At 65.0% G+C, this 18378-nt stretch carries 16 protein-coding genes and 1 pseudogene; 5 read left to right on the top strand and 12 right to left on the bottom strand.

The window, feature by feature from the left end:
* Positions 1-50: 50 nt before the first annotated feature.
* Positions 51-851, bottom strand: a complete 801-nt coding sequence (locus tag ACVIN2_RS05155) for a hypothetical protein (RefSeq protein WP_456764743.1) — start codon at positions 849-851, stop codon at positions 51-53.
* Between the two features lie 140 nt (positions 852-991).
* Here ACVIN2_RS05155 and ACVIN2_RS05160 point away from each other — a divergent pair, with 140 nt between their 5' ends.
* The 3 genes from ACVIN2_RS05160 (at position 992) to ACVIN2_RS05170 (ending at position 4447) form a co-directional block, all read left to right on the top strand.
* Positions 992-1489 (top strand): YaiI/YqxD family protein, encoded by a 498-nt coding sequence (locus ACVIN2_RS05160; protein WP_007609125.1) that lies wholly within the window; start codon positions 992-994, stop codon positions 1487-1489.
* 8 nt (positions 1490-1497) lie between these two features.
* A complete protein-coding gene (locus tag ACVIN2_RS05165) occupies positions 1498-3303 on the top strand; it encodes an ABC-F family ATP-binding cassette domain-containing protein (RefSeq protein WP_456764744.1) in 1806 nt (601 codons plus the stop codon).
* A 64-nt stretch (positions 3304-3367) separates the two neighbouring features.
* Entirely contained in the window at positions 3368-4447 is a 1080-nt protein-coding gene (locus ACVIN2_RS05170) for an alanine racemase (protein ID WP_456764745.1), read from the top strand.
* Here the strand turns inward: ACVIN2_RS05170 and ACVIN2_RS05175 are convergent, their stop codons facing one another.
* Positions 4448-5350: a LysR family transcriptional regulator gene (locus ACVIN2_RS05175; RefSeq protein WP_456764746.1), complete on the bottom strand. Its 903-nt coding sequence runs from the start codon at positions 5348-5350 to the stop codon at positions 4448-4450.
* 91 nt (positions 5351-5441) lie between these two features.
* On the opposite strand from ACVIN2_RS05175, the gene ACVIN2_RS05180 reads away from it, so the two are divergent.
* Positions 5442-6659, top strand: coding sequence for an MFS transporter (locus ACVIN2_RS05180; protein ID WP_456764747.1), 1218 nt, complete (start codon positions 5442-5444; stop codon positions 6657-6659).
* A gap of 9 nt (positions 6660-6668) precedes the next feature.
* Here ACVIN2_RS05180 and ACVIN2_RS05185 read toward each other — a convergent pair whose 3' ends face one another.
* The 8 genes and pseudogenes from ACVIN2_RS05185 to ACVIN2_RS05220 all read right to left on the bottom strand — a co-directional run bounded on the left by ACVIN2_RS05185 (position 6669) and on the right by ACVIN2_RS05220 (position 16041).
* Positions 6669-7892 (bottom strand): NAD(P)/FAD-dependent oxidoreductase, encoded by a 1224-nt coding sequence (locus tag ACVIN2_RS05185; RefSeq protein WP_456769646.1) that lies wholly within the window; start codon positions 7890-7892, stop codon positions 6669-6671.
* Complete coding sequence (locus ACVIN2_RS05190) at positions 7889-8806, bottom strand: SDR family NAD(P)-dependent oxidoreductase (RefSeq protein WP_456764748.1); 918 nt, start codon at positions 8804-8806, stop codon at positions 7889-7891. Before ACVIN2_RS05190 ends, ACVIN2_RS05185 begins: the two co-directional genes overlap by 4 nt.
* Positions 8807-9097: 291 nt before the next feature.
* Complete coding sequence (locus ACVIN2_RS05195; protein ID WP_007609115.1) at positions 9098-9577, bottom strand: MaoC family dehydratase; 480 nt, start codon at positions 9575-9577, stop codon at positions 9098-9100.
* Positions 9578-11296: an AMP-binding protein gene (locus tag ACVIN2_RS05200; protein ID WP_456764749.1), complete on the bottom strand. Its 1719-nt coding sequence runs from the start codon at positions 11294-11296 to the stop codon at positions 9578-9580. It lies immediately after the preceding gene.
* Positions 11296-12186, bottom strand: a complete 891-nt coding sequence (mmsB, locus tag ACVIN2_RS05205; protein ID WP_456764750.1) for a 3-hydroxyisobutyrate dehydrogenase — start codon at positions 12184-12186, stop codon at positions 11296-11298. Before mmsB ends, ACVIN2_RS05200 begins: the two co-directional genes overlap by 1 nt.
* A gap of 29 nt (positions 12187-12215) precedes the next feature.
* Positions 12216-13283 (bottom strand): enoyl-CoA hydratase/isomerase family protein, encoded by a 1068-nt coding sequence (locus tag ACVIN2_RS05210; protein WP_456764751.1) that lies wholly within the window; start codon positions 13281-13283, stop codon positions 12216-12218.
* Entirely contained in the window at positions 13280-14425 is a 1146-nt protein-coding gene (locus ACVIN2_RS05215; RefSeq protein WP_456764752.1) for an isobutyryl-CoA dehydrogenase, read from the bottom strand. The genes ACVIN2_RS05210 and ACVIN2_RS05215 overlap by 4 nt, the downstream gene beginning before the upstream one ends.
* 118 nt (positions 14426-14543) lie before the next feature.
* Positions 14544-16041: pseudogene (locus tag ACVIN2_RS05220) on the bottom strand (CoA-acylating methylmalonate-semialdehyde dehydrogenase).
* A 101-nt stretch (positions 16042-16142) separates the two neighbouring features.
* Here ACVIN2_RS05220 and ACVIN2_RS05225 point away from each other — a divergent pair.
* Entirely contained in the window at positions 16143-17057 is a 915-nt protein-coding gene (locus ACVIN2_RS05225; RefSeq protein ID WP_456764753.1) for a LysR family transcriptional regulator, read from the top strand.
* A gap of 83 nt (positions 17058-17140) precedes the next feature.
* Here ACVIN2_RS05225 and ACVIN2_RS05230 read toward each other — a convergent pair whose 3' ends face one another.
* Together ACVIN2_RS05230 and ACVIN2_RS05235 are read right to left on the bottom strand one after the other, a co-directional pair.
* Entirely contained in the window at positions 17141-17761 is a 621-nt protein-coding gene (locus ACVIN2_RS05230; RefSeq protein WP_456764754.1) for a TetR/AcrR family transcriptional regulator, read from the bottom strand.
* A gap of 59 nt (positions 17762-17820) precedes the next feature.
* A complete protein-coding gene (locus ACVIN2_RS05235) occupies positions 17821-18360 on the bottom strand; it encodes a PaaI family thioesterase (RefSeq protein ID WP_456764755.1) in 540 nt (179 codons plus the stop codon).
* Positions 18361-18378 lie beyond the last annotated feature (18 nt).

Here is an 18378-nt window from a genome sequence, read left to right on the forward strand (position 1 = left end):
GACAAGCCCGGGCATGACGATGTGGTGATGATGTGCCCCTTACCTACCGCCTACGCCGCCGCCTGCTCGCGCGGCTGGTAGATCGCGGTGTGCTGGCAGTGCGCCAGCGGCGTCGTGCCGTTGGCGACCACCAGCGCGTCGAGCTCGACGAAGCGGTGGCCCTTCTTCTCGTAGTTCGCGGTGACTTTTGCCCGCGCGCTGATCTCGTCACCGGCGTGTGCGGCTGACAGCAGTTGCATACGGCTGCCGACATGGATCCACGGGCCGAGGATGGTGTTGTCCACCAGCACGCGATTCATGACGCGCTGGATCAGGCCGGGGTGGCCGAGCCCCTCGCGCGCGAAGATCGGATCGGCCTCGCGGATGTCGGCGAGATAGTCGGCGGCATCCTGCCCGGCCCAGCGGCGCGGCGTCGTACCGAGCCATTTGCCCGTCTCGAATGTTGCCGGGCTGACCGGCTTGCGCTCCGCGACTGCCGGGACTGCGATGTAGTCGCTCAACGACACCGCAGTCGCAATCGCCGGCAGCGATGCCGTGCCGGTGGCACAGAGCTCGGTGCGGCTGAACACCTCGATCGTGAGCAGGCCGTTGTGCTCGGTCGCATCGACGTCGGCGGTCTCGCCGTCATAGACAGGCTTGATGAAACGCGCCTCGATCAGCCCGCGCGACAGGAAATCGCGGCCCCAGCGCGCCACCGGCACATGCATCATGTAGGCGAAGACGTCGACGCCGGGGACCAGCCCGCCGGAAAAGCCGAAGCGGCGCGCCACTGCATCGTCATGCATCTTGTTTTCGGATTGCTTGGCCGTGTTGTAGGCCTCGACGCGATAGGTTTCGAGCCGGTTCGGCATGGCTTGGCTTTCCCAAATTCTTGTTGTTTCGGGCCGATCGTAGGCCCTGAGGAACCGGGGTCAATCCCCTCGCCTTTGCGGCCCGAATGGGGTACCACGCGGCTGCTGCGGAACCGCTTCGCAAGCCCCATCTACGGACAATGACGAACCCTCAAAACACCACCCGCATCTATGTCGACGCCGACGCCTGTCCGGTGAAGGACGAGATCTATCGCGTCGCCGGCAGACACGGCCTGCCCGTGAGCGTGGTCGCGGGCAATTTCATCCGCGTGCCCCAGGATCCGCTGATCGAGCGGGTCGCCGCGGGTGCCGGCATGGACGCGGCCGATGACTGGATCGCGGAACGCGCCGGGCCCGGCGATATCGTCATTACCTCGGATATTCCGCTCGCGAGTCGCTGCGTGAAGGCCGGCGCCGATGTGATTGCATCCAACGGCAAGGCGTTCACCGAGGAATCGATCGGGATGACGCTCGCGGTCCGCAACCTCATGACCGATTTGCGCTCGGCCGGCGAAGTCACCGGCGGTCCGAAATCATATTCGCCGCGCGACCGCTCGACGTTTCTGTCGACGCTCGACCAGACCATCCGCCGCATTCAGCGCCGCCGCGCCGACCAGGCCGCAACAAGACAGGACTGAGACACCGCATGGCGCCACCGCTGATTCAACTGCGCGATATCAAGCTGACCTTTGGCGGCACGCCGCTCCTGTCGGGCGTCGAACTGTCGGTTTCGACCGGCGAACGCGTCTGCCTGATCGGCCGCAATGGTTCCGGCAAATCGACGCTGCTCAAGATCGCCGCCGGCCTGGTCGAATCGGATGGCGGCAGCCGTTTCGTTCAGCCCGGCGCCACCATCCGCTACCTGCCGCAGGAGCCGGATTTTTCCGGTTTCTCCACCACGCTGGCCTATGTCGAGGCCGGCCTCAATGCCGGCGACGACCACTATCAGGCGCGCTATCTGGTCGAGCAGCTCGGTCTCAGCGGCGAAGAAGATCCGGCGCATGTCTCCGGCGGCGAAGCGCGCCGCGCCGCGCTGGCACGCGTGCTGGCGCCCTCGCCCGACATCCTGCTGCTGGACGAGCCGACCAACCATCTGGATCTTCCGACCATCGAATGGCTGGAGGGCGAACTGGAAAGCCGCCGCTGCGCGCTGGTGATCATCAGCCACGATCGGCGCTTCCTGGGCAATCTCTCGCGCAGCACCGCCTGGCTCGACCGCGGCCAGATCCGGCAGATCGACCGGGGCTTCAGCGCCTTCGAGGCCTGGCGCGACGAGGTGCTCGCGGAGGAAGAGCGCGACCAGCACAAGCTCGACCGCAAGATCGTCAACGAGGAGCACTGGTTGCGTTACGGCGTCTCGGGCCGCCGCAAGCGCAACGTCAAGCGGCTCGGCAATCTCCACGCGCTGCGCGACCAGCGCCGCACCCATCGCGGCGCGACGGGCAACGCCAACCTCGCGGCTGCCGAGGCCGACAAATCCGGCAAGCTCGTCATCGAGGCCAAGAACATCAGCCGGTCCTATGGCGAGCGGAAGATCGTCGACGGCTTCTCGATCCGCGTCCAGCGCGGCGATCGCATCGGCATCGTCGGCCCGAACGGCGCCGGCAAGACCACGCTGATCGAGATGCTGACCGGCGGCAGCGCACCGGACAGCGGCAGCATACGGCTCGGCGCCAACATCGAGATGGCGACGCTCGACCAGCATCGGGAAAGTCTCGATCCGAAGACGACGCTGGCCGAGGCGCTGACCGGCGGCCGCGGCGACCATGTCATGGTCGGCGGCAAACCGAAGCATGTCGTGAGCTATATGAAAGACTTCCTGTTCGCCCAGGAACAGATGCGCACGCCGCTGGAGGTGCTGTCGGGCGGTGAGCGCGGCCGGCTGATGCTGGCACGCGCGCTGGCAAAGCCCTCCAACCTCCTGGTGCTGGACGAGCCGACCAACGACCTCGACCTGGAGACCCTCGACGTCCTCGAGGAAATGCTCAGCGACTACGAGGGCACCGTGATCCTGATCAGCCACGATCGCGATTTTCTCGACCGCGTCGTGACCTCCGTGATCGTGCCCGAGGGCAATGGACGCTGGCTCGAATATGCCGGCGGCTATACCGACATGCTGGCCCAGCGCGGCGCCGACGTGAAGCGCGCGACAGCGAAGGCCGTCGAAGAGACAAGAGAACAGCGATCAGCCGCGCCTTCCGGCGTCGCGAGACGACGGCTGACCTTCAACGAGCAACACGCGCTGGAGACGCTGCCCAAGACCATCGCCAAGCTGCAAGCCGAGATCGCCAAGCAGCAGCGCTTCCTTGACGACCCCGATCTCTTCCGCAAGGATCGCAAGCGCTTCGACCAGGCCTCCGATGCTCTGACGAAGGCGCAAAAGGAGCTGGCGGAGGCCGAAGACAAATGGCTGGAGCTCGAAGTGCGGCGCGAAGAGATTGAACAGGCCTAGCGTGCATTTCGCAAAAGTGGACACCGCTTTTGCAAACGGAATGCGCGCCAACTCAGAGACTTCCATGACAACGACCCTCGCCGCCAAAATCGCCCGCGAATACGGCACCCCCTGCGCTGTCATCGACATGGACAAGGTCGAGCGCAACATCGCGCGGATTCAGAAGGCCTGCGATGACGCCGGGATCGCCAACCGTCCCCACATCAAGACGCACAAGAACCCGACGATCGCGAAGATGCAGATCGCTGCCGGTGCCAAGGGCATCACCTGCCAGAAGCTCGGTGAAGCCGAGATCATGGTCAATGCCGGTGTCGACGACATCCTGATCAGCTACAACCTGCTCGGCGAAGAGAAGATGGCGCGGTTAGGGGCGCTGCAGGCAAAGGCGAACATGACGGTCGCCGCCGACAATTCGACCGTCGTTGCCGGCCTGCCCAAGGCCGCTGCGGCCTCTGGCCGACCGCTGTCGGTCGTGGTCGAATGCGATACTGGCCGCAAGCGCGCCGGCGTCGAGACGCCCGCCGAGGCCATTGCCCTGGCGCAGGAGATTGCTGCATCCAAGGGACTGCAATTCGCCGGCTTCATGATGTATCCGACCGAGACTGGCTGGGCGGATGCGCAAAAATTCTATGACGAAGCTCTGGCCGGCGTGCGCGCGCACGGGCTGGATGCAAAAATCGTCTCGACCGGCGGCACGCCGAACCTGAAGAATCTCGGCAAGCTCAAGGGCGGCACCGAGCACCGCTTCGGCACCTACATCTACAACGACCGCATGCAGGTCGCCGCCGGCTCCGCCACCTGGGACGACTGCGCGCTTCACATCTATTCGACAGTGGTGAGCCGTGCCGCGCCCGAGCGCGGCATCCTCGATGCCGGCTCCAAGACGCTGACCACGGATACCGGCGGCCTCGACGGCCACGGCCTGATCCTTGAGCACCCCGAAGCCAAGATCGCGCGCTTCGCCGAGGAGCACGGCTTCCTCGATCTCTCCCGCAGCAACACCCGGCCCAATGTCGGCGACGTCGTGCGGGTCGTGCCCAATCATGTCTGCGTCGTCGTCAACATGATGGACGAAGTGGTGATGGTGCGCGGCGAGGAGATCATCGGCACGCTGCCGATCGCGGCACGGGGGAAGCTGAGGTAGCTAGCCCCCGACCAGCGCCTGGAGTTCCCGGACCAATCCGTCGCGAAAGAGTTTGATCGGCCGCTCCAGCCGACCGGCGGGAGCGCGATGCACCACCCATGCGCGCACGGCGGGTTTGAAGTCGCGTGCAGCGACCGGCTTGAGCCTGTCGCGAAATGCGCTGCGTTTCAGGGCAATCGGGGTGACCAGCCCGACGCCGAGGCCACGCGACACCAGCGACAGGCGAAGCTCACTGTCCAACGCCTCGACGGCGATGTTGAACGGCAGATGCGAGGCATCGAATTTCCGCTTCAGCGTATCGCGAAATCCACAGCCGTCCTGGTTGATTACCCACGACAATTGGGACAGCCGTTCCAGGTCGACGGTGCGCGGGATCTTCATCTCACGTGCGACGACGAAGACGACGGGCTGCGCGCCGAGATCGTCGGCCGCGAGATCGGCGGGCGGCACTGCACCGTCGGGGAGACAAATCGCGGCTGCATCGAGCTCGTTGCAGCAGACACGCTCGAGCTGGTTCGGCGACCAACCGGAGACCACCCGCACCGCCAGCGCGGGAAATTCGGCGCGCACCGCATCGAGTGGTGCGGTCAGGCCCGCTTCGGAGAGAAACGGCGTCAGGCCGAGCCTGAACTCGCCGCGGACCATTCCGTCGTTGGCGACGCCCGACTTGAGGTCGTCCAGCATCCTGAGCAGACGCCTGCCCTGCTCGTAGGCCTCATGGCCCGCCGCTGTCGGCTTCAGGGGCTTCGAGAGCCGGTCCAGAAGCTGCGCCCCCAACATCTCCTCGAGATTCTGGATACGTCGGGTCACGCCGGGCTGGGTAAGATTCAGACGCGCCGAAGCTGCGACAATCGATCCGGTCTCGACGACGGCGACGAAAGCGACAAGGTCATGGGTATTCATAACAAACTCGCATATTCTTTATAGGCTTATTTGAATTGTAGCATATTGATGTCCCCGCTTAAAGGGTCCCGCGCCACAGCTGCGAGGTCCCATGACTATCTCCGAAACCACCAGGCCTGCGTCCCGAAACCAGATCGCCGAGCGGCCGCTGATCTGGCTCGGTGCGATCACTGCCGGTGTCGTCGTCACCAATTTGTTCGCGCCGCAGATCCTGCTCGGCTTGATCGGCCGGTCGATGTCCATGCCGGCGTGGCAGGCGGGGCTGATCAGCACGCTGACCTTGCTGGGCTACGCACTCGGCCTGCTGCTGCTCGTACCTCTGGTCGATCTGGTCGAGAACCGGCTTGTCATCCTCCGCACACTCGGCTGCGCGATCCTCGCCGCTCTCGCGACGGCGCTCGCGCCGACGCCCTCGCTCCTGCTGCTCGCCACCTTCATCCTCGGCGCCTGCTGCGCGGCGATCCAGATGATGGTTCCGCTGGTCGCATCCATGGTGGCGCCGGATCGCCGTGGCCAGGCCATCGGCGAGGTGATGGGCGGATTGATGATCGGCATCCTGTTGTCACGACCTGCGGCGAGCCTGATTGCAGATCTCTGGAGCTGGCGTGCCTACTATGTCGTCTCTGCCGCTTTGATGGCTCTGCTTGCCGGCGCACTCGCCCGTTACCTTCCAACCCTTCGACCGACGGCACGCACGAGCTACACTGAGTTGCTGCTGTCCTTTCCAAGACTGCTGCGCGAAGAGCCGGTGCTGCGCGTGCGGGCCTGGACCGCGTCGCTTGTCATGGCCTCCTTCACGGCGTTTTGGTCGGCGGTCGCGCTGCGGGTGCCGGAGGCGCCGTTCGATCTCGATGCCAAGGGAGTTGCCGCTTTTGCACTGATCGGCGTCGCGGGCGCCGCGGCGACACCAATGGCCGGCCGCTGGGGCGACAAGGGCCGGGCGCGGCCGATGTTCTTTGCCGCCCATCTGCTCATCATCGGCTCGCTCGCGCTTTGCGCCTGGGCGGGCATGCTGGACTCCCAGATCACCAGTCTGCTGGTCCTGAGCCTCGGCACGATCCTGCTCGACGTCGGCATCACCACCGACCAGACGCTGGGCCGCCGCGCCATCAACCTGTTGCGCCCCGAGGCTCGCGGTCGCATGAACGGCCTGTTCGTCGCGCTGTTCTTTATCGGCGGTGGCATCGGCGCGGCGGCGGCATCGCTGGCCTGGAGTTTTGGCGGCTGGACCATGGTCTGCGCAGTGGCGGCAAGCTTCGGCGTGCTCGGCCTCCTCACGGATCTCGCAACCCGGACCGGGACGTCATGATGTGGATGGTCAGGACCATTTGGCGAGCCGTCGCAATACGCCCCTACCCGCCGCAGCTCCCGTCGCGAACGAGGCCTGGAGCAAATAGCCCCCCGTCGGCGCCTCCCAGTCCAGCATCTCACCGGCTGCGAACACGCCCGGCAGCTTGCGGATCATGAAGTCGGCGTCGAGCTCGTCGAAGGAAATCCCGCCGGCGCTGGAGATCGCGCGCGCAATCGGCGCGACGCTCGTGAGCTTGACCGGCACGGCGTTGATGAGCTCCGCCAATTGTTCAGCCGGTATTGCCGATAACGATTGGCGAGCACCGATGGCCGCTTCCTGCAACAGCCCTACCGCAACGGGCGGCAGCTGCGCAGCCTTGCGCAGGAAGTTGGAGAATGATTGCTTTCCGCGCGAGGCGGACAGGCGCTTGACGAGTTCGCCATGATCGACATCCGGCCGCAAACCGACCTGCAGGACCGCTTCGCCGCTCGCCGCGATCGCCTCGCGCAGTTCGGCCGATAGAGCATAGATCGCCCCGCCCTCAATCCCGCCGCTTGTGATCATGGCCTCGCCGCGCGCGCGGTGTGGGCCGAAGGACAGCGTGATGCCCTTGAGCGGCTGGCCTTCGAAGCGTGTGCGGAAGATTTCGGACCAGTCCACGGTGAAGCCGGAGTTCGCTGGCCGCAGCGGCGAGATCGCAACGCCTTTGTCGGCCAGGATCGTCGTCCAGCCGCCATCGGAGCCTAATCGCGGCCAGCTTGCGCCGCCGAGTGCCAGCACCGTGGCATCCGCGGCGACCGTGGCGCCGCTGCCGGATGTGTCAAAGACCAGTCGCCCTTCCCCGTCCCAGCCCATCCAGCGCTGGCGAAAGGCAAAGCGCACGCCAGCAGCATCGAGGCGCCGCAGCCAAGCCCGCAGCAAGGGCGATGCCTTGAACGCTTTCGGAAACACACGCCCGCTGGAGCCGACAAAAGTCGGCTCGCCCAGCGCCTCGCTCCAGGCGCGCAGTGCGTCAGGCGAAAACGTTTCGATCGCAGCCTGTAGTCTCGGCCCTGCCTCGCGGTAGCGCACCATGAACTGCGGCAGCGGTTCGCTGTGGGTGAGGTTGAGACCGCCGCGGCCGGCCATCAGGAATTTGCGGCCCGCGGACGGCATGGCGTCGTGGACGGTCACACGAGCACCGCCCTGCGCGAGCACTTCGGCCGCCATCAGCCCGGCAGGACCGGCGCCGATGACGGCGACGGCTGTCAGAGTTTCACCCCGGCGCGCGCAGCCGCCTGCGCCACGTATTTCTGCGTCTGCTCGAAAGCCCCCTGCAGCGCCTTCGCCTTCGACATGTCGCTGATCTCTGCGAAATGCGCCGCGACCGCGTCCGGGGTCCACTCGGACTCCGGCAGGTTGATGCCTTCGCTCTCGACGATCTTGATCACCGCGAACGAGCCGGCGCCAGCGCCCATGATGGTGCGGGTCGGCGCGTCCTCGCTCAGCATGTACTCGACCGCTGGCGTGATCGCGTTCGGCTTCATCAATTGCAGCGCCTGCGGCGGCAGCAGCTCTTCCGTCATGCGGGTTGCAGCTGTCGGCGAGATGATGTTGACGCGGATGTCGGTCTTGCGGCCCTCTTCCGCCAGCACGTTCATCAGGCCGACCATGCCGGACTTGGCCGCACCGTAATTGGCTTGGCCGAAATTGCCGTAGAGGCCGGAGGACGACGTCGTCAGCACGATGCGGCCATAGTTGCGATCGCGCATGCCGGCCCAGGCCGCCTTGCAGCAATAGAAGGTGCCGACGAGGTGCACGTCGAGCACCTTCTGGAAATCGGCCGCTTCCATCTTCCCGAACGACTTATCGCGCAAAATGCCGGCATTGGCACACAAGAGGTCGACGCTGCCCCACTCCTTGGTGGCGCGCTCGACCATCGCCGTGACCTGCTCGAAATTGGAGACGTCGGCGCCGTCGGCCATGGCGATGCCGCCCGCTTTACGGATCTCCTCGACCACGGTCTCCGCCGGCGACAGCGAGCCGCCGCTGCCGTCGCGCGCGCCGCCGAAATCGTTGACCACGACTTTGGCGCCGCGGCTTGCCAATCCCAGCGCATGCGCGCGCCCCAGACCATTGCCCGCGCCGGTGACGATAGCGACGCGTCCGTCGAACCTGATTGCCATGAGTGCAGTTCCTGCTTCTTCTTCCTTCTCCCCTTGTGGGAGAAGGTGGCATAGGCGGCCAACGGCCGCCGTTCCTGGTTAAAACGCCAACGCGTAGCGTTGGCTACGGCGCCGGATGAGGGGTCTGTCTCGGCAGATGAGCGTGTGGAGAGATACCCCTCACCCGGCTTCATCTCGCTCCGCTCGATTTCGCCACCCTCTCCCGCAAGGGGAGAGGGTGCACCGAGCGCGATTTGAACAACTTTTGAGCAGCGATGGGCTGCCGGGTCAAGCCCGGCAGCGACGGCCCACTCAGGCGAAATAGATCAATCCCAGCCACTCCGCGACCAGCGCGGGCTTGTCCTCGCCTTCGATCTCCACCGTGACGTTGGTGCGCGACTGCAATTCATTCGGCTTGCGCAGCTTGGCTTCCGCCAGCACGAAACGGCCGCGAACGCGCTTTCCCGAACGCACCGGCGAGATGAAACGCAGCTTGTCGAAACCGTAATTGACCCCCATCGTCGTACCCGCGATGACGGGCATCACCTCGTAGGACATGATCGACAGCAGCGACATCGTGAGGAAGCCGTGCGCGATGGTGGTGCCGAACGCCGTCTCCTTCTTCGCACGCTCCGGGTCGACGTGAATGAACTGATGATCCTCGATCACGTCGGCATAGGTGTCGATGCGGGGCTGATCGACCAGGTGCCACGACGACACGCCGATCTCCTTCCCAACCATGGCCTGATAGGCGTCCAAGGAAATCGGCGGCTTCTTCCAGACTTCGTTCACTTAATTCTCACTCCGTGTTTTCGCCAGCTCCGGAAAATCCTCTTCGCGGAATTCCCGGCCGCGCAGGGGATCGTTGCGGTCGTCGTCGCGCTCGAGACGTCTGAGCTGAACGCGGCGGATCTTTCCCGAGATCGTCTTCGGCAGCTCCGTGACGATCTCGAGGCGGCGGATGCGCTTGAACGGCGCAAGGCGCGTGTGCAGATGCCTGAAGATGGAGAGCGCAGTTTCCGGCGAGCGCTCCGCGCCGGAGGTCAGCAGCACAAAAGCCTTGGGAATCGCGAGCCGGATCGGATCCGGGCTTGGCACCACGGCGGCTTCCGCGACGAGCTCGTGCTCGAGCAACACGCTCTCCAACTCGAACGGGCTGATGCGGTAGTCGGAGGATTTGAACACGTCGTCGGACCGGCCGACGAAAGTGAGATAGCCATCGTCGTCCTCGAACACGACGTCGCCGCTGCGATAGAGCTCGCCTTCGGCGCCGGACCGCCCACCGTTGTCGCCCTGATAGCCCTGCATCAGGCCGGCGGGGCGGCTTTCGCCGAGCACCAGAGCCACCTCGCCCTCCTTGGCCGGATGACCATCGGCGTCGCTGACCTGCACGCGATAGCCCGGCAGCGGCCGGCCCATCGAGCCGACCTTGATCTTTTGCCCCGGCGAGTTGCCGGCGAGCGCCGTCGTTTCAGTCTGGCCGTACCCGTCGCGGATGGTGAGCCCCCAGGCGGCCTGCACCTGATCGATTACTTCCGGATTGAGCGGCTCGCCGGCGCCGCAGACCTCGCGCAAGGCCACCTTGAACGAGGCCAAGTTCTCCTGGATGAACAGCCGCCACACCGTCGGCGGCGCGCACAGCGTGGTGACGCCGCAGCGGCCGATGGTGGCCAGCAGCCCCTTGGCATCGAAGCGCGGCTGGTTGACCACGAACACGGTCGCGCCCGCATTCCACGGCGCGAAGAAACAGCTCCAGGCGTGCTTGGCCCAGCCGGGCGAGGAGATGTTGAGATGGACATCACCAGGCTTCAACCCGATCCAGTACATGGTCGAGAGATGGCCGACGGGATAACTGCGCTGGCTGTGCCGCACCAGTTTTGGCTTTGCGGTCGTGCCTGAGGTGAAATAGAGCAGCATCGGGTCGTCAGCGTTGGTCGGACCGTCCGCTGCAAAACTCTCCGACGCCTTTGCCGCGTCATCATAGGAAAGCCAGCCATCGGAGGCTTCGCCCACGACGATGCGGACGATATTGTCGGCACCAAGACTTGCGAACTTCGCAACCTGGTCTTGCGCTGCCACCACCGCCTTCGCCTGGCCGCGATCGAGCCGGTCGCGCAGCTCGTCGGCGGTGAGCAGCGTTGTCGCGGGAATCACGACGACGCCGAGCTTGATCGCGGCCAGCATCGTCTCCCACAGCGGAACGACATTGCCGAGCAGCAGCAGGAGATGATCGCCGCGCTTCAAGCCCTGTGCACGAAGGAAGTTCGCGACCTGGTTGGAGCGGCGCGACAACGCTCCGAACGAGAGCTTGGTCTGCCGGTCCTGCGCGGCATCGACGATCCAGAGCGCAGGACGATCCTTGCTGTCCGCATTCGCCGCCAGCTCGGCGTCGAACCAGTCGAGTGCCCAGTTGAAGGGAACAGGATCGGGCCAGCGGAAGCCCTTGACCGCTGTCTCGTAGTCCGTGCGGTTATGAAGCAGAAACGCGCGCGCTTCCTGAAATGTCGTCATCAAGCTTTCCCGGCCAGCCCCCTAACGTGCTTGATAATTCCGGAAAAATCCACCCCGCCCTGGCCGGCTGCGTCGAATGACTGATAGATCTCCTGCGCATGCTTGCCGAGCGGCGTCGCCGCGCCGGCGGCCTTGGCGGCGTCCTGCGCCAGCGTCAGGTCCTTCACCATCAGTGCCGAGGCAAAGCCCGGCTTGTAGTCGTTGTTGGCGGGCGAGGTCGGCACCGGCCCGGGCACCGGGCAATAGGTCGTCAGCGACCAGCACTGGCCCGACGAGGTCGAAGCGACGTCGAACAGCGCCTGGTGCGAGAGCCCGAGCTTCTCGGCCAACGCGAACGCCTCGCTCACGGCGATCATGGAAATGCCGAGGATCATGTTGTTGCAGATTTTTGCCGCCTGGCCCGCGCCGGCGCCGCCGCAATGCACGATCTTCTTGCCCATGTTCTCCAGCACGGGCTTTGCCGCTGCAAACGCGTTGTCCTCGCCGCCGCACATGAAGGTGAGCGTTGCACCCTTGGCGCCGCCGGTGCCGCCGGAGACCGGCGCGTCGACCGAAAGCACGCCGTGCTTGGCCGCGAGCGCATGCGCCTGCCGCGCGCTCTCGACGTCGATGGTGGAGGAGTCGATGATCAACGCGCCTTTGGTCATCGCGGGCACGACCTCGCCCCACACCCCGAGCACATGCTTGCCGGCCGGCAGCATAGTGACAACGACATCGGCGTCTTTCACCGCGCCCGCGGCGCTCTCGGCGATGCCGGCACCGTCGGCCTTGGCCTGGTTGCGGGAGGCCTCGGCCAGATCGAAAGCAACGACCTTGTGGCCGGCCTTGACCAGATTGGCGGCCATGGGGCCGCCCATGTTGCCGAGACCGATGAATGCGATCGTGGCCATCTTGGTTTCCTCCGCTTGCAAAGACGTTGTTAGTTGAACTTCAATTCGTCGGCGCCGATCTCGGCGAGATAGTGCGCAAGCATGTCCGCCGTGACGTCCTCGATCCGCGACGGCGACCAGGTCGGATTGCGGTCCTTGTCGATCACGGCGGCGCGCACGCCTTCGCGAAAGTCGTCGCTGCGGAAAACTTCCAGCGCAGCGCGATATTCGCGCACCAGGCATTCTTCGAGGCTCGACGCGGTGCGCGCGAGCCGTAGCAGCTTCAGCGTCACCACCATGCCGCGCGGCGATTTTTCGTTGAGTGTCTTCAATGTCGCCAGCGCGAACTCGGAACCGTCGCGCTTCAGCGCGGCAAGGATGTCGTCCATGCGGTCGAAGCCGAACAGTGCGTCGATCGCCGGTTCCTTTGTGGCGACCGGCCCCGCCGTCTCCCCCGTCGCAAATCCGTTGATGAGCTTGCTGACATGGGCCGCGGTGACACCCTGGCGAACCTTGGTCAGCGCGTCTCGCAACTCGGGCCATTTGGCAGCCGGAACCACCGCGTCGGCAAACCTGGCGTGGATCGCATCGGGGCCGTTCATAGTCTGGCCGGTCAAGCCGAAATAAGTGCCGATCTCGCCGGGCGCGCGTGACAACAGCCAGGTGCCGCCGACGTCTGGAAAGAAACCGAGCCCGACCTCGGGCATCGCGAGCCTGGTGCGGTCGGTCACGATTCGATGGCTCGCATGCGCCGAAAGCCCGACGCCGCCGCCCATCACGATGCCGTCCATGAAGGCGACATAGGGTTTCGGGAATTTCTTGATCCGGGCATTGAGGATGTACTCTTCCCGCCACAGGATCTTGCCGAGGTCGCCGTCGACCTTGGAGCTCTCCCAGAGCGCACGGATGTCGCCGCCGGCACACAGGCCGCGCTCGCCGGCACCTTCCAGCACGATCACGGCAACGGCTGGATCGGCCTCAAAACGGTCGAGCGCCCTGTCGATGTCGCGAAACATCTCCAGCGTCACGGCGTTGATCGCCTTCGGGCGATTGAGCCTGATAAATCCGACCGAGCCCTCGACCCGTGCGACGAGATCGCCCTCCTCCACTCCACTCATCGGGCGCCCTCGATCAATTTGCGCGCCACGATCAGCCGCATGATTTCATTGGTGCCTTCGAGAATCTGGTGCACGCGCAAATCGCGCACGATCTTCTCGATTCCGTATTCGCTGAGATAGCCGTAGCCGCCGTGAAGCTGGAGCGCCTGGTTGGCGACCTCGAAGCCGGCATCGGTGCCAAAGCGTTTGGCCATCGCGCAGAGCATGGGGGCGTCGGGGTCCTTGCGATCCAGCGCGGCGGCGGCACGCCACAGGAAGGTGCGCGCGGCCTCGAGTTCGATCGCCATGTCGGCAAGACGGAACTGCAGCGCCTGGAACTCGTCGAGACGTTTTCCGAACGCTTTGCGCTCTTTCATGTAGGCGCGCGCCTTGTCGAGTGCGGTCTGCGCGCCGCCGAGCGAGCAGGCCGTGATGTTGAGACGGCCGCCGTCGAGGCCCGCCATCGCGATCTTGAAGCCGACGCCCTCCTCGCTCAAGCGAGCGGCAACCGGAACGCGCGCGTTCTCGAAGATCACGGCGCGGGTCGGCTGCGCGTTCCAGCCCATCTTGCGCTCATTGGCGCCGAAGGAGACGCCCGGCGTCTTGCCGTCGATCACGAGCGTCGAGATGCCACCCGGGCCGTCGGCGCCGGTCCGCACCATCGCGACCAGGAGGTCCGTGCCGCCGGCACCGGAGATGAACTGCTTCTGGCCGTTGAGGACGTAATGATCGCCCTCGCGCACGGCACGGGTGCGGAGCGCTGCCGCGTCCGAGCCGGCGCCGGGCTCGGTCAGACAGTAGCTCGCAATCAGCTCCATGGTGCAGAGCTTGGGCAACCATGTGTGGCGCTGGGTGTCGCTGCCGTAGGCATCGATCATCCAGGACGCCATGTTATGGATGGAGATGAAGGCCGAGGTGGTCGGACAGCCGGTCGCCAGCGCCTCGAAGATCAGCGCCGCGTCGAACCGCGACATGGCGGAACCGCCGACATCGTCACGGATGTAGATGCCGCCCATGCCGAGCGTGGCGGCCTCGCGCATCACCTCGACGGGAAAATGCTTCTCCTCGTCCCAACGAAGCGCGTGCGGCGCGATCTTTTCCGCCGCAAACGCCAACGCCATGTCGCGAACCGCGATCTGATCCTCGTTCAGAGCGAACTGCATGATGGGCTGCTCATTTCTTACTCGTCATTGCGAGCGAAGCGAAGCAATCCAGACCGCCTCCGCGGAAAGATACTGGATTGCTTCGTCGCTGCGCTCCTCGCAATGACGGCCGAGGAGATCACTTCATCAGCGGGATCGAGAACTCCGCGCCTTCCTTGACGCCAGACGGCCAGCGCGAGGTCACCGTCTTGGTCTTGGTGTAGAAGCGGACCGAATCCGGACCGTGCTGGTTAAGATCGCCGAAGCCCGACTTCTTCCAGCCGCCGAAGGTGTAATAGGCGATCGGCACCGGAATCGGCACGTTGATGCCGACCATGCCGACATTGACCTTGGCCGCGAAATCGCGCGCGGCATCGCCGTCGCGGGTGAAAATCGCAACGCCGTTGCCGTAATCATGCTCCGACGGCAGCGCCAGCGCTTCCTTGTAATCGTGCGCGCGCACGACCGAGAGCACGGGGCCAAAAATCTCTTCCTTGTAGATCCGCATGTCCTTGGTGACGTTGTCGAACAGCGAACCGCCGAGATAGAAGCCGTTCTCGTAGCCCTGCATCTTGAAGCCGCGGCCGTCGACGGCGAGCGTCGCGCCTTCCTTGATGCCGATGTCGATATAGCCCTTGACCTTCTCGACCGCCTCGCGCGTCACCAGCGGACCGTAATCGGCGGATGGATCGATCGAAGTGCCGATCTTGAGCGACTCGACGCGCGGGATCAGCTTTTCCATCAAGCGGTCGGCAGTGGACTTGCCGACGGGGACCGCGACAGACACGGCCATGCAGCGTTCGCGCGGCCGAACCGTAGCCGGCGCCGATCAGTGCGTCGACCGCCTGGTCCATGTCGGCATCCGGCATGATGATGGCGTGGTTCTTCGCGCCACCAAAACACTGGCAACGCTTGCCGGTCTGGGCGGCGCGCTCGTAGATGTACTGTGCGATCGGCGTGGAGCCGACGAAGCCGACGGCCTTGATATCGGGATCGTCGAGGATGGCGTCGACCGCTTCCTTGTCGCCGTTGACGACGTTGAGGATGCCGGCCGGCAGGCCCGCCTCGATCATCAGCTCGGCAAGCATCATCGGCACGCCGGGATCACGCTCCGACGGCTTCAGGATGAAGGCGTTGCCGCAGGCGATCGCGGGAGCGAACTTCCACATCGGGATCATCGCCGGAAAATTGAACGGCGTGATGCCGGCGACGACGCCGAGCGCCTGGCGCATGGAGTAGATGTCGATGCCGGGGCCGGCGCCTTCGGTGTATTCGCCCTTCATCAGGTGCGGGATGCCGCAGGCGAATTCCGCGACTTCGAGGCCGCGCTGGATGTCGCCCTTGGCGTCCGGAACGGTCTTGCCGTGCTCGCGAGCGAGCAACTCGGCGAGCTTGTCGTAGTCGCGCTGCACCAGCTCGACGAATTTCATCATGACGCGGGCGCGGCGCTGCGGGTTGGTCGCGGCCCATTCCGGCTGCGCGGCGCGGGCGTTCTCCACGGCGGCGCGGACCTCGGCCTTGGACGCCAGCGCCACCTTGGCCTGGACGTCACCCGTCATCGGCTCGAAAACGTCGGCGGTGCGGCCCGAGGTGCCCTTGACCTCCTTGCCACCAATGAAATGTCCGACTGAACGCATGGAATGGTCTCCTTAAGGCAAGCTTGAACGCTTTGACAAATCCTATCGACCTGCATTTTATAGGATTCAAGTCTGAGATAATGCACCATAGATGTGCGAAAATGCTGGATCAAGGCGCTATCGACTGGGACGACTTCCGCTTCGTGCTGGCCATCGTGCGGGGCGGCTCGGTTTCGGCTGCGGCAAAACAGCTCGGCGTCGACCATGCTACCGTCATCCGCCGCGTCGACCGGCTGGAGAAGCACCTCTCGGCCAAGCTGTTTGACCGGCGCAAGACCGGCTACCTGCTGACAGAGGCCGGCCAGCGCGTCGCCGACAGCGCGGAAGCCATGGAATCGACCATCGTCGCCAACCAGGAGCAGGTCGGTGGCTCCGTGGCGCGGCTGACCGGAACGGTGCGGATCGGCGCCCCCGACGGCTTTGGGACCGCGTTCCTGGCGCCGCGGCTCGCTCAGTTCGCCGACCGGTATCCCGATCTCGATTTGCAACTTGTGGCCACCGCGCGGCTGTTCAGCCTCTCCAAGCGCGAGGCCGATATCGCCATCAGCCTGACCATGCCGAAGGAAGGCCGCATCGTCGGCCGCAAGCTGCTCGACTACCGGCTCGGACTCTATGCCGCGCCCGCCTATCTCGACCGCTTCCCGAAAATCACCTCGCGCGAGGTCCTGCCGCAGCATCGATTCGTCGGCTATATCGAGGAGCTGTTGTTCACGCCCGAGCTCGACTATCTGCCGCAGGTGTCGCCGAAGATCTCCGCACGCTTGCGCAGCGCCAATCTGATCGCACAACTCAATGCCACGCTCGCCGGCTTCGGTATCGCCGTCCTGCCGCACTTCATGGCGGCCGACTATCCGCAGCTGCTTGCGGTGTTGGCGGAAGAGGTCTCGATCACCCGCACCTTCTGGATGCTGATGCACGCCGACAGCAAGGACCTGGCGCGGATTCGCGCGGTGGCAGATTATATTTCCGAGATTGTGGAGCGCGAGCGGGCGCTGTTTGCGGGGCGGACTTCGTAGGGTGGGTTAGCTCTGCAGATGCGCAAAGCGCATCTGCTCGGCGTAACCCATCAATTTCGTCCAACGCTCACCGAAACCTCGGCCTAACTCTGCTTCGGCTTCTTCGCAGCCGCCACCTTCGGCTCACGCCGCGCGCCATCGAGCGCGCTGTCCTTGCCCGTCTTCAGCACCTCGTCCGACAGCTCGCTCGAGCCGGCGATGCGCGCGAGCAACATGGTGCCGGCCATCGTCGCCAGCGTCGCGATCGCCTGCTTGCGCGCGGCCTTGCGCGGCAGATTCGGGATGAAGTCCGTGATCATCTCGATCATCTCGTCGAGCTTGCCGGCAAAGGCCTTTCGCGTCTTCGGGCTCTCGCGGGCGATCTCGGCGCCGAGCGCGGGGATCGAGCAGCCGTGACCGGGGTTGTCGCGATGCACCGTCGAGAGATAGGTCTCGACGATCTGGGGGAGCTGCTTCTCCGGCGCGACCTGATCGGACTGCTTGCGCCAGTGCTCCATCGAGCGATCCATGGCGTAGTCGAACGCCTCGATCACCAGCGCCTCGCGGGAATCGAAATGGGCGTAGAAGCCGCCATGGGTCAGGCCCGCTTCCTTCATCAGGTCGGCGACACCGATGCCGTGGGCGCCCTTTTCGCGCAGCCGCACGGAAGCCTTCTTCACGATGCGGTCGTGGGTTTCCTGCTTGTGTTCCCGGGAATAGCGCATGCGGATCTCATTGGATGTCGGAGGTCATCTAATAACACGGATATCGGGCGGACGGCGCATTAATTCCCGGTAAAATTGTTGCCGATCATGGAAAAGGTCGCCGTTGCGTGCACCGCAAGCGCCCCCTTACCGTCGCGGACGAAACCCTCGGTGTAGCTGGTCCGGCGTCCCAGCTTGATCACCTTGCCTTCGGCGGCGATCAGCCCGGACCGGACCGAGAGCGGACGCAGGAAGGTCATTTTCAGATCGAGGGTGACGGAGCCCTGCCCGGGCTCCAGCCGGGTCGAGATCGCACACCCCATGGCGGTGTCGATCAGCGCGGCAGCTGTGGCTCCGTGCAGGAGGCCGATGGTGTTCTCGAGATCCTCGCGCGGCTCGAGTTCCATGACGATCCGGCCCGGCTCGACCACGGCCATGACGAAGCCGATCAGCCTGGCGAAAGGTGGCGGCGGCAACCGTCCGTCGCGGATGCCCAGCATCGCATCCATGCCTGACAGGCCCATCGCCACTTTCGCAACCGGCGCAGGCACCTGCCACTCCACCACCCGCTCGCGCCGACCCGCAGGCGAAAACAGGTCAAGTTGATCGTTGCTGGTCATCGTGGCCTCTTGGTATGA

This window comes from Bradyrhizobium sp. USDA 3650, assembly GCF_054057395.1.

What these genes read in the sequence shown, in the direction of transcription:
- ACVIN2_RS05180 (WP_456764747.1), top strand. Translation starts at nt 5,442, where the DNA reads ATGACTATCTCCGAAACCACCAGGCCTGCGTCCCGAAACCAGATCGCC.
- ACVIN2_RS05225 (WP_456764753.1), top strand. Translation starts at nt 16,143, where the DNA reads ATGCTGGATCAAGGCGCTATCGACTGGGACGACTTCCGCTTCGTGCTG.
- ACVIN2_RS05210 (WP_456764751.1), bottom strand. Translation starts at nt 13,283, where the DNA reads ATGAGTGGAGTGGAGGAGGGCGATCTCGTCGCACGGGTCGAGGGCTCG.
- ACVIN2_RS05155 (WP_456764743.1), bottom strand. Translation starts at nt 851, where the DNA reads ATGCCGAACCGGCTCGAAACCTATCGCGTCGAGGCCTACAACACGGCC.
- ACVIN2_RS05160 (WP_007609125.1), top strand. Translation starts at nt 992, where the DNA reads ATGACGAACCCTCAAAACACCACCCGCATCTATGTCGACGCCGACGCC.
- ACVIN2_RS05215 (WP_456764752.1), bottom strand. Translation starts at nt 14,425, where the DNA reads ATGCAGTTCGCTCTGAACGAGGATCAGATCGCGGTTCGCGACATGGCG.
- ACVIN2_RS05175 (WP_456764746.1), bottom strand. Translation starts at nt 5,350, where the DNA reads ATGAATACCCATGACCTTGTCGCTTTCGTCGCCGTCGTCGAGACCGGA.
- ACVIN2_RS05230 (WP_456764754.1), bottom strand. Translation starts at nt 17,761, where the DNA reads ATGCGCTATTCCCGGGAACACAAGCAGGAAACCCACGACCGCATCGTG.
- ACVIN2_RS05200 (WP_456764749.1), bottom strand. Translation starts at nt 11,296, where the DNA reads ATGACGACATTTCAGGAAGCGCGCGCGTTTCTGCTTCATAACCGCACG.
- mmsB (WP_456764750.1), bottom strand. Translation starts at nt 12,186, where the DNA reads ATGGCCACGATCGCATTCATCGGTCTCGGCAACATGGGCGGCCCCATG.
- ACVIN2_RS05170 (WP_456764745.1), top strand. Translation starts at nt 3,368, where the DNA reads ATGACAACGACCCTCGCCGCCAAAATCGCCCGCGAATACGGCACCCCC.
- ACVIN2_RS05165 (WP_456764744.1), top strand. Translation starts at nt 1,498, where the DNA reads ATGGCGCCACCGCTGATTCAACTGCGCGATATCAAGCTGACCTTTGGC.
- ACVIN2_RS05190 (WP_456764748.1), bottom strand. Translation starts at nt 8,806, where the DNA reads ATGGCAATCAGGTTCGACGGACGCGTCGCTATCGTCACCGGCGCGGGC.
- ACVIN2_RS05235 (WP_456764755.1), bottom strand. Translation starts at nt 18,360, where the DNA reads ATGACCAGCAACGATCAACTTGACCTGTTTTCGCCTGCGGGTCGGCGC.